This window comes from Cellulomonas fimi, assembly GCF_028583725.1.
GTDB lineage: Bacteria > Actinomycetota > Actinomycetes > Actinomycetales > Cellulomonadaceae > Cellulomonas > Cellulomonas fimi_B.
Map to the genome: position 1 here is coordinate 3,537,521 of NZ_CP110680.1, position 14,547 is coordinate 3,552,067.

The window sequence follows — 14,547 nt, forward strand, 5'->3', positions numbered from 1 at the left end:
GTGATCAGCCCCGCCGTGCAGGACGTCGGGCACGCACCGCGCGCCGTCCCGACCGGCTCCCACGCGCCGGCGCCGCTGCCGGTCCCGCGCCGCTCCACGCGGTACGTCGCGATGGCGGCGGTCGCGCTCGTCGCGCTCAACTACCAGCTCGTCGACGCCTTCACGACCGCGATCGTCGTGCCGCTCGCGCTCGTCCCGGTGTGGTGGTCGGCGCCGCGGCGGTTCGTCGGCGCGCGCGGGCTGCTGCTGCTCGGTGCGCTCGCGCTCGCGTCGGGCGTGTGGCTGACGGCCGTGTCGTCCGGGTCGCATGCGATCAGCGCGGTCGTGCTGCGCGCCAACCTGCTGCTGGTGGTCGGCGCGTTCTGCGCGATCGGCCTGCTGCTGTGGGCGCGCACCGTGCTGCCGATGCGGACCGTCGCGCTGTCGGTCGCCGCCGGGCTCGTGCTGCGCATCGGGCTCGAGCCGATCAACCCGGCCAACCCGTGGAAGTACAACTTCTCCTACGCCGTCACGGTCCTGGCGCTGGGCCTCGTCGTCCGCAAGCGCCCGCGGCCCGTCGAGATCGTCCTGCTGCTCGGGCTCGCCGCCGTCTGCATGCTGAACGACTCACGGTCGGCGTTCGCGACGCTCGTCCTGGCGGCGCTCCTCGTGGCGTACCAGCTGCGCCCGACGACGCTCGGCCGGCGGTCGAGCGCGCTCGCCACGATCGCGCTGTTCGCGGGCATCTCCGCGTGCGTCTACTCGGTGGGCACCACGCTGATCCTCGAGGGGTACCTCGGCGCGGAGACGCAGCAGCGGTCGCAGGAACAGGTCCAGACGTCGGGGTCGATCCTCCTCGGCGGCCGTCCCGAGTGGGGTGCGAGCCTCGCGCTGTTCGAGTCGCGGCCCATGGGGTACGGCGTCGGCGTCGTCGCGAACCTCGACGACATCCTCGTCGCGAAGTCCGGCATGGCCGCGCTCAACTACGACCCCGACAACGGCTACGTCGAGAACTACATGTTCGGCAGCGAGATCAAGCTGCACGCCGTGATCGCGGACCTGTGGTCCAACTTCGGCGTCCCGGGCCTCGTGCTCGGTGCGTGGATCCTCGGGCTGTCGGTATGGTCGATCGCGAGCGCCGCCGCCCGGCGTGTCGCGTCCGGCCTCGTGATCTACCTGACGTGCGTCATGCTCTGGAACTTCGCGTTCGGTCCCATCTACAGCTCGATGCCGATCATCGTGCTCGCGCTCGGCCTCCTGCTGCTGCCCCGCCCCGGCGTCGACGCGGGCGAGGCGACCCTCGACGACACCCCACCGGCCGCACCGGCCATCCCCTCCGGAGGGCGCGCATGACCGTCACGGTGCTCGAGTCGTTCCCGCGGCCGCGCCGCACGACCAACCCGTACCTCGCCCAGCTGCTCGTCGAGCTGCCGGACGACGTGCACGCGCTCACCTTCGACTGGCGCACCGCCCTGCTCGGCCGCTACGACGTCTTCCACGTGCACTGGCCCGAGAAGCTGCTGCGCGGCACGTCGCGGCTCAAGACGGCGGCCCGGTTCGCGACCACGACGGCGCTGCTCGCCCGCCTCGCGCTGACCCGCACGGCCGTCGTGCGCACGCTGCACAACGTCGAGCCGCACGAGTCCGGCAGCGCGCTCGAACGGTGGGTGCTGCGCCTCGTCGACCGCCGCACGACCGTGTTCGTCCGCCTCAACGGGACGACGCCGCTGCCCGCGGACGCCCGGCCCGGCACGCCGCTGGTGACCGTGCCGCACCCGCACTACCGCGACTGGTACGCCGCGCACCCGCGCGGCGACGCCCGGCCCGGGCGCGTGCTGTTCTTCGGGCTCGTCCGCCCCTACAAGGGCGTCGAGGAGCTGATCGAGGCCTTCCGTGCGACCCCCGGCGACGACCTGGAGCTGCGCGTCGTCGGCAGCCCCGAGAGCGACGAGCTGCGGGCGACCGTCGAGGCCCTCGCCGCCCCCGACCCGCGCGTCGGGCTGCGGCTCGCGTACGTCGACGACGACGTGCTGGCCGCCGAGGTGTCCGCCGCGTCGCTCGTCGTGCTGCCCTACCGGCGCCTGCACAACTCCGGCGCGGCGCTGCTCGCGCTGTCGCTCGACCGGCCCGTCCTCGTCCCCGCGGGGCCCACGTCCGCCGAGCTCGCCGCCGAGGTCGGCAGCGCCTGGGTCGCGACGTTCACCGGGTCCGTCACCCCCGCCGACCTGCGGGCCGCCCTCGACCGGGCCGCCGCGCTCGACCTCGGCCGCGACCGACCGGACCTCACGGCGCGCGACTGGTCCGCGGTCGGCGCCGGGCACGCCGCGGTGTTCCACGACGCCGTCGCGCTCGCGCACGGGCGGCCCGCCGCACAGCTCGTCGACCAGGACGTGTCGTGACCGCGCGCGCGGTCCCCGTCCGCGCACCCCGTCGTCCCGCTCGCGCCACCGGCGCGCCGCGTCCCGTCGTGCCGCACCCGAAGGAGCCCCGATGACCGCCACCCCGGTCACCGCGACGCGCACCGCCGTCGAGGTCGTCTTCCGTGCCGAGCGCGACGTGGCGTCGTGGGAGGCCCGGCACGCGCGCGGCGAGGTCCCCGGACGCTGGCCGTACGGGCTGGACCTCCTCGCGCGCACAGGCGCGACCGTCACGACCGCGAACCTGCCCGAGCCGACGCGCGCCGACCGGGTGCGCGCGCTGCTGCGGTCCGCGGTCCCGCACCCCGGGCGCAGCCGCCACGACGTCGGCATCGCGTGGGACGAGAACCTCGCGCGCCGCATGCTCGTGCTGTCGCCGCACGCCCGCATGTACGCGGGTGCGATCTGGCTGACCGACGCGCTCGAGATCGACCCGTCGTCGGAGCGCGTGCGCGGCGCACTCGACGTGCTGCGTCGCATGGACGGCGTCTTCGTCAACAGCAGCGCCCAGGTCGAGCCGCTGCAGGCCGCGCTCGGCCGGTCCGGGCCGCCGGTGTCGTTCTTCACGTTCGGCGTCGACCACGAGTTCTTCTCCGCGCAGCCGCCCGCACCCGCGCCGCTCGTCGTGAGCGTCGGCGGCGACCGCGACCGCGACCCCACGACCCTGTTCGCCGCGCTGTCGCGCGTGCACGAGGCACGGCCCGACGTCGAGATCGTCGTGCAGAACGCGTCCGACGTGCCCGCGCCCCCGGGCGTCACGAAGGTGCCGCGGCTGTCGCACACCGAGCTGCGCGACCTGTACGCGCGCGCGAGCGTCGTCGCGATCGCGACGCGCCCGAACCTGCACATGTCCGGGCTCACCGTGAGCCTCGAGTCGATGGCGACCGCCCGGCCCGTCGTCCTCACCGCGACGCCCGGCCACGAGGACTACCACCGCGACGGCGAGACCGCGCTGCTCGTCGAGCCGCAGGAGCCGACCGACCTCGCCGACCGCGTGCTCGACCTGCTCGACGACCCCGACGCAGCGATCGCCCTCGGTCAGCGCGCGCGGCAGGCAGTCGAGGACCGCTTCACGTCCGCGCACCTCGTCGACGGCATGGCCCGCGCGGTCGGGCTCGTCTGACGCGCCTCAGCGGCGGGGGCGGAGGCGGCGGGTGACGCCGCCGACGAGGGTGCCGGCGTAGCCGCGCAGGATCGTCAGGTCGGTGCGGCGGACGCCGTAGAACGACAGCATCGAGACGCCGAAGAGGCGCTTGAGGAACCACTGGTTCAGGCCGGACGAGACGACGTAGCCGAGCAGCGTCGCCCACGCCGCACCCATCGCACCGTACGTCGGGACGAGCAGGACCAGCAGGCCGATGTTGAGGACGCACGCGATCACGAGCGCGATGCTGCGCAGACCCGGCCGGCCGCGCGCCGAGAGGCCGGCACCCGCGATCGACCCCGGCGTGCTGATGACGACCGCGACGAGCAGCAGCCACGCGATCGGCACCGCGGGCGCGAACTCCTGCCCGAACAGCAGCGGCAGCCACCAGATCATCGTGCCGCCCAGGACGAGCGCGACGACCGTGCAGATGAGCGTCGAGATGCGCGCGGCGGCCGCGAGACGCGCGTCCTCGCTGCGGCTCGCGTCGGTCACGAACGTCACGTCGCGCACAGCGCGGTGGATGACCAGCGGCAGCTCGCTGACGTTGACGGCGACGACGTACAGTCCGAGCTCGTAGGCGCTGCTCAGCGGGGTCATGATCGTCTGGTCGACGCGGGACAGCAGGATCCCGGAGATCGTGCCGATCCACAGCCGCAGGCCGTAGCCGGTGAGGGCACGCGTCGAGGCGAGGCCGTCGGTGTCGGGCTCGGCGGGCGGCAGACGTCGCGGCAGCGTCAGGTAGGCGAGCGCGCCCATCACGGGCATGACGGCGAGCACGACGGTCGCCGTGAACGGCGTGAGGTGGTCGGTCAGCCAGAGCGGGACGAGCACCAGGAGCCGCAGGCCGGACGCGAGCACCTTCTCCCACGCGACCATCGCCCAGCGCTGGAGCCCCGACGCGATGCCGCGCAGGACGCCGAGCAGGAGCGTCGGCAGCACCGCGAGCGACGCGACCGCCATGAGCTTCTGGATCTCCAGGTCGCCGCCCGACAGCCACTCGCGCGCCGCGAACACCGCCCCGGTCGCGAGCAGGCCCGCGAGCACCACGATGAGCGCGCCGTTGCGGGCCGCGACCCGGACCAGGCGCGGGTGCCGCGCGACCGCGTAGGACACGGCCTCCGGCACGCCGAACGTCATGAGGGCGATCGCGAGGCCGAGCGGGGCCGTCGCGGCGGCGACCGCACCGCGGCCGTCGACCCCCAGCGACTGCGCGAGGATCGGGCCGCTCGCGAGCGCGACCACGGGCGGGAACAGGTTCCCGACCAGCGTGATCGTCATGCTGCGGGCGGTGCCGCCCTTCGCCGTCGTGCGGTCCTCCACCGCTGGCCCCCCGGTCTTTCGGGTCACGACGCGCCCGGCACCTTCCCGGCGCGCACCGTGCGCCGCCCGTCGCGCGCGTACTCGACGTACACCGTGCCGTACGCACCCGCGATCATGCCCGTGCCGCGCGCGAACGTGCGACGGCCCTTCGCCTGGTGGACCTGCGAGCGAGTGACCGTGCCGAGCGCCCAGCGGGCCGCGCCGCCCGCGGCACGGACGGCACCCTGCCCCGTGACGCGTGCCCGGACGAGCGCGCGGTCGAGCGGACCGTCGGCCAGCACGACCGAGGTGCGGCCCCACGTGTTGCCGTTGCGGAAGGCGCGCGCCAGCACCCAGCGGCGCGTCACGCGGTCCGGCGGGACGACGTCGACCACGACGGCCTCGTCGCACCACACCATCCGGCCGCCGGCCTTCGCGAGCTGCCGCGTGAGCAGCTGGTCCGAGCCGCCGGACAGGCCGAACCGCTCGTCGAACCGCAGGCCGAGCGCGCGCACGCGGGCCAGGTCGAGCAGCAGGTTGTTCGTGGCGGCCACGTCCGTCGTCGTGCCCGTCGGCAGGCGGCGGCGGTCGAAGAACCGGCCGGCGGCGACCCACGCGTCGGGCTGCTGCTCGAACTCGGACACGACCGGCCCGACGACGCCCTCGGGACGGTCCACCAGGTAGGTGTCCACCAGCAGGCGCAGCCACGTCGGGACGGGCCGCTCGTCGTCGTCGATGAACACCAGCAGGTCCGCGTCGCCCGACTCGTCGAACGCGCGGTTGCGGGCCGCCGCGATGCCCGGCTGCGGCTCGTGCGCGTACCGGACGACCGGCCCGCCCTCGGCCGCGGACCGCGCCGCCTCGCTCTCGACCACGTCGCGTGCGCCGCCGTCGGGGTCGTTGTCGACCACGAGCACCTGCGCGGGCGGGTCCAGCAGCGCGGCCTGCGCCACGAGCATCGGCAGCGCCGCCCGCAGGTCGTCGGGGCGCTTGTACGTCAGCACCCCGACGACCGTGCGCGGGTCGTCGTGCCGGGTCCGGGTCGCGTCGCGCGCGGCCTCGACCACCTCCGAGCCGTCCTCCATCAGTCCCCCTGTCGGACGTCGCTCCCCCTGAGCGGCGATCATGGCACGACCGGGCGCGCCACCAGCTCGCTCCACCGAGCAGTGAGCGGCAGCGTCGTCGTGGTCGCCGACGTGTACACCGACAGGCCGACCCCGCCCGCGGCCTGGAGCGCGGCCGTGGTGCTCGTGCCCGACAGCGTCCACGCCGCCGGCTCCGGCGAGCCCGAGGCCCACACCTTCGCGCGCAGCGTGGTCGTGCCCGTCCCGGTCACCTGGAACCGTGCCTGCAGCGTCTGCCCGGCGGCGTACGTGATGCCCGGGACGTTGACCTGCGCGACGGTGACGGTCGTGCCGGCGGAGATCCCGACGATCGACGCCCGCACGACACCCGTCGACAGCATCTTGAGCCGCAGCCGGTAGCCGTCGGTCGTGCCCGCGGTCCGGCCCGCGAGCTCGAGGTCGGTGCCCGACCCCGTCGGCATCACGTCCAGGCTCACCTTGGCCGTCAGGTCCGTGCTGGTCGACGACACCGGCAGGAAGGACGACAGGCGGTACCCGGCGCCGGTGACGCGCATCGCGCCCGTGCCGTTCGCGACGGAGAAGTTCGCGGCACCGCCCTGGACGGTCCACGCGCCGCCGGTGTCGGCGGAGCCCCAGCCGCCCGTGAGTGACCGCGCGAACGGGTCGAGCGCGAACGGCGTGTCGGCGGGCGGTGCCGCCACGGAGACCTCGCGGGTCGTCGTGCCGGTGTCGCCGTCGTCGTCCGTCGTCGTGAGCGTGATCGTGTACGTGCCGTCCACGGCGTACGTGTGGTTCGCCGTCGCGCCGGTCGCGGTCGCGCCGTCGCCGAAGTCCCACGCGTAGGACGTGATCTGGCCGTCCGCGTCCGTCGAGGTCGACGCGTCGACCGCGACCGCGAGGTGCGTCGGCGTCGCCGTGAAGGCCGCGACCGGGCCCTGGTTCGGCACCGGGGCCGCCACCGTGACCTCGCGGGTCGTGGTGCCGGTGTCCCCGCGGTCGTCCGTGACCGTGAGCGTGACGGTGTACGTGCCGGCCGCCGCGTAGGTGTGCGACGCGGTCGCGCCCGTGCCCGTCGCGCCGTCGCCGAAGTCCCACGCGTGCGCGGTGAGCGTGCCGTCGGCGTCCGCCGACGCGGTGCCGTCCACCGCGACCGTGAGGTCGGTCGGCGTCGCCGTGAACGCCGCGACCGGCGCCTGGTTCGGCGCGACGACCGTGACCGTGCGGACCGTCTGCGCGCTCCCGCCACGGTCGTCCGTGATCGTGAGCGTCACCTCGTAGTCGCCGCCCGCCGCGTACGTGTGCGTCGGGGCCGGCCCGTCACCCGTCGAGCCGTCGCCGAACGTCCACGCGTGCTGCGTGATCGTCCCGTCGGGGTCGGACGAGGTGCCGGCGTCGAACGCGACCGTGAGGTCCTCGGGCGTCGCCGTGAACGCGGCCGTGGGGAGCTGGTTCGGCGGGACGACCGTGACGTCGTGCGCCACCTGCGCCGTCGCGCCCTCGTCGTCGGTGACCGTCAGCGTGACCGTGTAGGTGCCGCCCGCGGCGTACGTGTGGGAGGGCGTCGCGCCCGTCGCGGTCGCACCGTCGCCGAACGACCACGCGTAGCCCGTCACCGTGCCGTCCGAGTCGGTCGACCCGGTCGCGTCGAACGCGACCGTGAGGTCCGTCGGCGTCGAGGTGAAGGCCCCGACCGGCACCTGGTTCGGCAGCTGACCCGTCTTGCCGAGCGCGTAGTGGTTGGCCACCGCCTGCGCGTCGAGCACCGAGGAGTAGACCGCGACCTCGTCGATCGTGCCCGCGAACCACGCCTGCGGGCCCCACGTCGTGTCGCCGAACACCCGCCAGTACCCGTTGTAGGCCTGCGCGCCCGTCTGCGGGTTGGTGCCCTGGAGCACGCCGTCGACGTAGAGCTTCATGCCGTCCGGGCCCTGCGTGGCGACGAGGTGGTGCCACTGGTTGTTGTTGTACGACGCGGACGTCGTGATCGTGTTCGTCACGCCCGTCCAGGTGCCGAACGTCAGGCGCCCGTTCGTCTCCATGTAGACGTGCCGGTCGTAGCTGCCCGACACCCCGGTGTTCGTGTCGCCGAAGCCGATGAGCTTCCCGCCGTTGCTCGTCGACGTCCTGAACCACAGCTCCTGCGAGTACACCGTCGGGTTCGACACCTGCTGCGTGCTCGCGACGAGCGTGTTGCTCGACCCCAGCGACCGGACCGCGGTGTTGCTCACGCCCGACAGCGCGCCCGACTGGCTGCGCAGGAACGTGCCCCGGTAGACGCCCGGTGTGCCGTACGGGCCGGAGTCCGCCGCGGTCGTGCCCGAGCCCTCACCGAGCCGCCAGTACAGCTCGGGACCCGCGTCGTAGACGGCCTTGCCGTACGCGTCGGCGGGCGCCGGCGGCCGGGCGACGGTGCGACCCGACAGCGTGTAGTGGTTCTCGACCTGCGCGATCGTCAGCGGCGCCGGGTAGACGGCGACGTCGTCGATGCTGCCCGCGAGGTAGCCGCTCGTCGGCTGGTTCGGCCAGCCGCCGAGGTTGTCGCCGCCGATCCGCCAGTAGCCGGCGTACGCCTGGCCCATGGTCGTGTCGGCACGCTGCCCGACGCGCCGCCCGTCGACGTAGAGCTTCATGCCCTCGGCGCCCATCGACGCCACGACGTGGTGCCACTGGCCGTCGTTGTACGACGCGGAGCTCGTGAGGGTCCGGACGGAGCCCGGGTAGACGCCGAACGTGATCCTGCCCGAGTTCTCCATGTAGACGTGCCGGTCGTAGCTGCCCGACGAGCCCGTCTGCAGGTTGGAGAAGCCGACGATCTTGCCGCCGCGCGTCGTCGTGGTCTTGACCCACGCCTCGACCGCGAACGAGTCGGGACCCTGGATCGCGGTGCTGGTCGCGCCCGTCGACGACGCCGTGCCGTCGAACGTCGACGCGGCGTTCACGTCACCGCCGATCGCACCGGCCGCGCCGCGGGTGACGCCCGCGCCGAGCGTGAGGTCGGACCAGCCGACCCAGTCGAACGCGGTCGTGCCGCTGGGCTCGCCCAACCGCCACAGCGACGTCGCGCCGTCGGTGCGCACCTGCTGCGCGTACGGGCTGATCGAGGAGTCGTCCGACACCGTGACCTGGACCTGGTCGGTGATCGCCGCGTTGCCGAACGGGTCGACCGCCTTGACGCGGTACGTGTACGTCGTCCCGGGGGTCAGGCCGGTGTCCATGAAGCCCATCTGCGGGCGCTTCCACACGACCGACGGCGCCGTGACGGTGTGGATCACCTGGCCGTTGCGGGACACCGTGTACGTGAGGTTCTCGTTGTCGCGGTCGTAGTTCGCGGGCCAGCTGAGGCGCACCGTGCCGGACTGGAACGACGCCGCCGACAGCGGCCACGTCGCGGAGGCCAGGCGCGGCCCCTGCTTGTTGGGCGCGGTGTCCGTGCGCGCGAACCGCGCGAGCCCCTGCTGGCCCTTGTTGTTGACGATCGTGAACTCGCCGCCGTACAGGAGGTACTGGTCGTTGCCCGTGACCGTCCAGGGCCCCTGGCCCTGACCGGTGTACGACCCGCTGTTGATGTCCGGGTACCAGCTGAGCAGCGTCGGCGTGGGCTTGCCGGCGTAGTTGTAGTACCCGTACGGGTCGGCGGTCGCGACGCCCGTCACGGCCTTGCTGAACGCGAGGCCGCGGTAGAACGTCCACGGCTCCGTCTGCGGGAAGCCGCCGATGTTGCCGCAGTAGTGCGGGTGCCCGGCGACGTACACCGCGTCGCCCGGACCGGGCCACGCCGCGTACGTGTCACCGTGGCAGTCCTCGACCCAGATCAGCTCGCCCGTGGCCCAGTCGCCGCGCGCGGTGCCCTCGAGGTTGCCGGTGCTGCCGAAGACGTACCCGGTGACGTAGAAGCTCGTGGCGTCGGACGTGAGGCTCGTGATCGACGCCTGCGTCGAGCCGTTGCGGATGAGGCCGTTGATCGCGAGCGGCAGCGTCGCACCGGTGACGGCGTCGACGCGTGCCAGGCCGTAGCCCGGGTTCCCGCTGCCGTTGAACGTCGAGAAGCTGCCGCCGGCGATGACCTGCGTCTGGTCCGGCGAGACGACGAGGGCGCTCACCGAGCCGTCGTCGGCGCTCGGTGCCCACGGCAGCAGCGCACCGTCGGCCGCGTTGAACGCGGCGACCTTGTTGCGCGGCGACCCGTTGGCGTTGGTGAACGAGCCGCCGACGTACACGGTCGTGTCGGTCGCGACGATCGTGCGGACCTGCGAGTCGACGCCCGGGTTGAAGGACGACAGGAGCGCGCCCGTCGCCGCGTCGAACGCCGCGATCCGGTAGCGCGCCTGCCCCGCGATGCTCGTGAAGCTGCCGCCCACGTACACGCGCGTCCCGTCGGGCGACACCGCGACGGTCCGCACCTGCGCGTTGGGGTCCGGCGCCCACGACGCGTCGAGCACGCCGGTCGCGAGGTCGTACGCGAGCAGGTTGGCGCGCGGCACGAGGTTGGTGCCCGCGGCCGACCCGGCCGGCCGGGCGTTCGCGAAGTCGCCTCCGACGAAGACGCGCGACCCCGCGATGCCCTGCTGCCAGACGACGCCGTCGATCTGCACGGTCGGCAGCGAGTCCGCGGCGACCGTCAGCGGTGTCCCCTCGGGCGGGACCGTGTCGGCGGCGGCCGGGGTGGCGAGGGTGGCCCCCACGAACGCCAGGGCGGCGGTCGCGACGAGCGCGGAGGATCGGGCGACGAGTCCGCGGAAGCGGGTCATGGGGCACCTCGGGGGCGACGGGGGCACGCGGCAGGGCGAGCCACGCACGAGGATCGTATGCAGGCGAAACCGCACCGAAGGGTGAGGAACCGGGTGAACTGGACGCGCAACCGGGTGATTCGGACGAATCGTTTCGCCGACGCGCTGACCAGGCGACTTCCCCGCGACGGCGGCAAGCCCTTGCCGGACGGGCACGGCCCCGCCGTCCCCGCTGGAGGGGGACGACGGGGCCGTGGTCGACGGGCGCCCGCGAGTCGCGTCAGGCGGCGACGGGCCTCGCCGAGAGCTGGCTCCACCGCGCGGTCAGCGGCAGGGTCGTCGTGCTCGACGACGTGTACACCGACAGGCCCACCCCGCCGCCGACCTGCAGCGCGGCGGTGGTGCTGGTGCCCGTGAGCGTCCACGCGGCGGGCTCGGGCGAGCCGGCCGGCCAGACCTTGAGCCGGAGGTTCGTGGTCCCGGTGCCCTCGACCTGGAGCCGCACCGACAGCGTCTGCCCGGCCACGTACGTGAGGCCCGGGACGTTGACCTGCGCGACGGTCGTCGTGGCGCCCGCGGACACCCCGATGATCGACGCCCGCAGCACGCCCGTGCTGAGCATCTTGAGCCGGCCGCGGTAGCCGTCGGTCGTGCCGACCGCGCGACCCACGACCTCGAGGTCCGTCCCGCTGCCCGTCGGTGCGACGTCGAGCGCCACGTCGACCCGGACGTCGGCGCTCGTCGACGAGACCGGCAGGAACGACGACAGCCGGTACCCCGCGCCGGTGACGCGCATCGCGCCGACCCCGGAGGCGACCGAGAAGTTCGCCGCGCCGCCCGCGACGCTCCACGCGCCGCCCGTGTCGGCCGTGCCCCAGCCGCCCGCAACGGTCCGCGCGAACGCGTCGGCGGCGAACGGGGCGTCGGCCGGCGGGGTCGTCACCGTGACGTCGTGCGACGTCTGGGCGGTCGCGCCGTCGTCGTCCGTGACCGTGAGCGTCACCGTGTAGGTGCCGTCCGCGGCGTACGCGTGCGACGCGGTCGCGCCCGTCGCCGTCCCGCCGTCACCGAAGCTCCAGGCGCGCTGGGCGATCGTGCCGTCCGGGTCGGACGAGCCGGCCGAGTCGACCTGCACCGACAGGCCGGCGGTCGTCGCCGTGAACGCCGCGACGGGCGGCTGGTTGGGCGGCGGCGGGGTCACCGTCACGTCGTGCGCGACCTGGGCGGTGTGGCCGTCGTCGTCCGTCACCGTGAGCGTCACGGTGTACGTGCCACCGGCCGCGTAGGTGTGGGACGCCGTGGCACCGGTGCCCGTGCCGCCGTCGCCGAAGCTCCACGCGTAGGACGCGATGGTGCCGTCGGGGTCGGCCGACGCGGACCCGTCGACGTTCACCGTGAGGCCGTTCGCGGCGGGGGTGAACGCGGCGACCGGGGGCTCCTCCGGCGCCTCGCCGGTGCGCCCGAGGGTGTTGTGCGCCGCGACGGTCCCGGCCGCGAGCGCGAACGGGTACACGGCGACCTCGTCGATCGCACCGTTGAAGTTGTTCGACGACGGCGTGTTCGGCCAACCGCTGAGGCTGTCGCCGCCGATCCGCCAGAACCCGGTGAAGTTGCGCCCGCTCGGGTTGTCCGCCCGCGACGCGACCAGCGCACCGTCGACGTACAGCGCCATGCCGGCGCCGCTCATCGTGCCGACGACGTGGTGCCACTGACCGTCGTTGACCGCCTGCGGCGACCGGACGGTGCGGTTCTGGCCCGGGCTGGCGCCGAACTGCACGCGACCGCCGCTGTCGACGTAGAGCTGCCGGTCGCGCGTGCCGCTCGTGCCGGTCAGGCTCGTCGAGCTGCCGAAGCCGACGACCCAGCCGCCCTGGTTGGACGTCGTGCGGATCCACGCCTCGACCGACAGGTCGTTCATGTTCTGCTCGCGCTGCGGCGCCACGACGCGGCTGTTCGTCGTGCCGGCGAACGTGGTCGCGGTCGTCGGGTCGCCGGAGATGGCGCCGGCGGTGCCGCGGGTGAGCGCGGTCCCGGTCGTGCCGTCGTCCGTTCCCGCCGCGTCGAGCGCGGTCGTGCCGCTCGCCTCGCCGAGGCGCCAGTAGTGCGAGGCGCCGTCGCTCATGACGGTCTGCGCGTACGGGCTGACCGGTCCGGTGCCGTCGGCGACGACCTGGACCGACGGGCTCGTCACGGTGTTGCCGAACGGGTCGGAGACCCGCACCGCGTAGGTGTACGTCTGCCCCGGGGTGAGCCCGGTGTCCGTGTACCCCTGCGTGGGCCGCTTCCAGATGACCGACTTCTTCACCTCGTTGGAGACGGGCTGGCCGTTGCGCAGCACGCGGTACGTGAGGTCCTCGTTGTCGAAGTCGGCGTTCGCCGTCCACGAGACCCGCACCGCGCCCGTGCCGATGCCGCGGGCCGTCGGCGTGAAGTCGGCGCCCGAGAACCGCGGACCCTGGTCGTTCGGCGCGATGCTCGGCACCGCGAACCGGACGAGCCCCTGCTGGCGGCGGAAGTTCACGTTGAGGAACTCGCCGCCGTACACGATGTACCGGTCGTCGCCGGTGACGGCCCACGGGCCCTGGTTCTGGCCCGTGTAGGTGCCGGTGTCCAGGTCGGGGTAGAAGTTCAGCATCTCGGGCGCGTTCGTGCCCTCGAAGTTCGTGTAGCCGAGGTGCTCACGGCCGAGCTTGCGCATCGGCTCCTTGGTGTAGGCGTCCGCGCGGTAGAACAGCCAATCGTCGTTCTGCGGCGTCCCGCCGACGTTGCCGCAGTAGTGGTGGTGGCTCGCCGCGTAGATGACCGGGCCCTGCGCGTGCACGGCGTAGGAGTCGCCGTGGCAGTCGGCGATCCACCGGATCGAGCCGGTCTCCCAGTCCGCCGCGAAGACGCCCTCGAGCGTGCCGCCCGAGCGTCCGAACGTGTAGCCGACGCCGTACATGTTGTCCGCGTCGCCGGCCAGGCCCGTGATCGAGCCCGCCGTGCCGCTGTTGCGGATCTGCGAGGTCGCGGGGAACGGGAGCGGCGCGCCCGTCACGGAGTCGACGCGGGCCAGCCCGTCGGGCGCGGCGGTGCTGCCGTTGAACGACGTGAAGTTGCCGCCGACGATCACCGTCGACCCGTCGGGCGAGACGGTGAGGGCGCTCACCGAGCCGTCGTCGACCGTGGGGTTCCACGGCAGGAGCGCGCCGTTCGCGGCGTTGAACGCTGCCAGCCGGGTGCGCGACGAGCTGCCCGCCTGCGTGAAGATGCCGCCCGCGTACACGGTCGTGTTGGTCGCGGCGAGCGCGCGGACCTGGCCGTTCGTGCCCGCGTTGAACGTCGTGACGAGCGCGCCGGTCGCGGCGTCGAAGGCCGCGATCCGGTACCGGGTCGTGCCCGCGATGCTCGTGAAGTTGCCGCCGACGTAGATCCGCGAGCCGTCGGGCGACTTCACGACGGCGCGGACCTGGGCGTTCGGGTTCGGCGCCCAGCCGCCGTCGAGCACGCCGGTCGTGACGTCGAACCGCAGCAGGTTGTTCCGCGTGACGGTGTTGACGCCCGCGGCGGCGCCCGCCGGTCGCGCGTTCTGGAAGTCGCCGCCCGCGTAGACCTGGTTGCCGACCATCGTCTGCTGCCACACGACGCCGTTGATCTGCACGGTGGGCAGCGCGTCGGCGGAGACGGTCGGCGGGAGCCCCGGGGGCGGCGACGTGTCGGCCTGCGCCGGCGCGGCGCCGACGACCAGCCCGACGGCGACCGTCGCCGCAGCGGTGAGCAGGGCCCAGGCACGAGCGACCGGCGAGCGGTCGGTGACAGGACGCAGAGACATGGCGACACCCCGGGGCGGTCGGACAGTGGGCGAACGGCCACGATCCTACGAGCGCGAAACCGCGCAAAACAGGACAGTAAGG

At 73.8% G+C, this 14,547-nt stretch carries 7 protein-coding genes; 3 read left to right on the top strand and 4 right to left on the bottom strand.

Features of this window, described 5'->3' with window-relative positions; translation table 11 throughout:
- From OOT42_RS15920 to OOT42_RS15930, 3 genes are all read left to right on the top strand, one after another.
- Positions 1–1,332 carry an O-antigen ligase family protein gene (locus tag OOT42_RS15920; RefSeq protein WP_273652137.1) on the top strand — a complete coding sequence of 444 codons (1,332 nt, stop codon included), beginning with the start codon at positions 1–3 and terminating at the stop codon, positions 1,330–1,332.
- The gene (locus OOT42_RS15925) at positions 1,329–2,378 is read left to right on the top strand and encodes a glycosyltransferase (RefSeq protein WP_273652138.1); all 1,050 of its coding nucleotides are present in this window, start codon (positions 1,329–1,331) and stop codon (positions 2,376–2,378) included. Before OOT42_RS15920 ends, OOT42_RS15925 begins: the two co-directional genes overlap by 4 nt.
- Before the next feature lie 91 nt (positions 2,379–2,469).
- On the top strand, positions 2,470–3,519 hold the full coding sequence (locus OOT42_RS15930; RefSeq protein ID WP_273652139.1) for a glycosyltransferase family 4 protein: 1,050 nt from the start codon (positions 2,470–2,472) through the stop codon (positions 3,517–3,519).
- Between the two features lie 6 nt (positions 3,520–3,525).
- Here OOT42_RS15930 and OOT42_RS15935 read toward each other — a convergent pair whose 3' ends face one another.
- From OOT42_RS15935 to OOT42_RS15950, 4 genes are all read right to left on the bottom strand, one after another.
- Complete coding sequence (locus OOT42_RS15935; protein ID WP_273652140.1) at positions 3,526–4,890, bottom strand: flippase; 1,365 nt, start codon at positions 4,888–4,890, stop codon at positions 3,526–3,528.
- Entirely contained in the window at positions 4,887–5,927 is a 1,041-nt protein-coding gene (locus tag OOT42_RS15940; RefSeq protein WP_273652141.1) for a glycosyltransferase family 2 protein, read from the bottom strand. Before OOT42_RS15940 ends, OOT42_RS15935 begins: the two co-directional genes overlap by 4 nt.
- Positions 5,928–5,965: 38 nt before the next feature.
- Positions 5,966–10,675 (bottom strand): PKD domain-containing protein, encoded by a 4,710-nt coding sequence (locus OOT42_RS15945; protein WP_273652142.1) that lies wholly within the window; start codon positions 10,673–10,675, stop codon positions 5,966–5,968.
- Between the two features lie 259 nt (positions 10,676–10,934).
- Positions 10,935–14,465 carry a PKD domain-containing protein gene (locus OOT42_RS15950; protein WP_273652143.1) on the bottom strand — a complete coding sequence of 1,177 codons (3,531 nt, stop codon included), beginning with the start codon at positions 14,463–14,465 and terminating at the stop codon, positions 10,935–10,937.
- Between the last annotated feature and the right edge of the window lie 82 nt (positions 14,466–14,547).

Bases quoted from the DNA above. Each gene is read 5' to 3' on its own strand.
- OOT42_RS15945 (WP_273652142.1), bottom strand. From the start codon at position 10,675: ATGACCCGCTTCCGCGGACTCGTCGCCCGATCCTCCGCGCTCGTCGCG.
- OOT42_RS15925 (WP_273652138.1), top strand. From the start codon at position 1,329: ATGACCGTCACGGTGCTCGAGTCGTTCCCGCGGCCGCGCCGCACGACC.
- OOT42_RS15940 (WP_273652141.1), bottom strand. From the start codon at position 5,927: ATGGAGGACGGCTCGGAGGTGGTCGAGGCCGCGCGCGACGCGACCCGG.
- OOT42_RS15930 (WP_273652139.1), top strand. From the start codon at position 2,470: ATGACCGCCACCCCGGTCACCGCGACGCGCACCGCCGTCGAGGTCGTC.
- OOT42_RS15950 (WP_273652143.1), bottom strand. From the start codon at position 14,465: ATGTCTCTGCGTCCTGTCACCGACCGCTCGCCGGTCGCTCGTGCCTGG.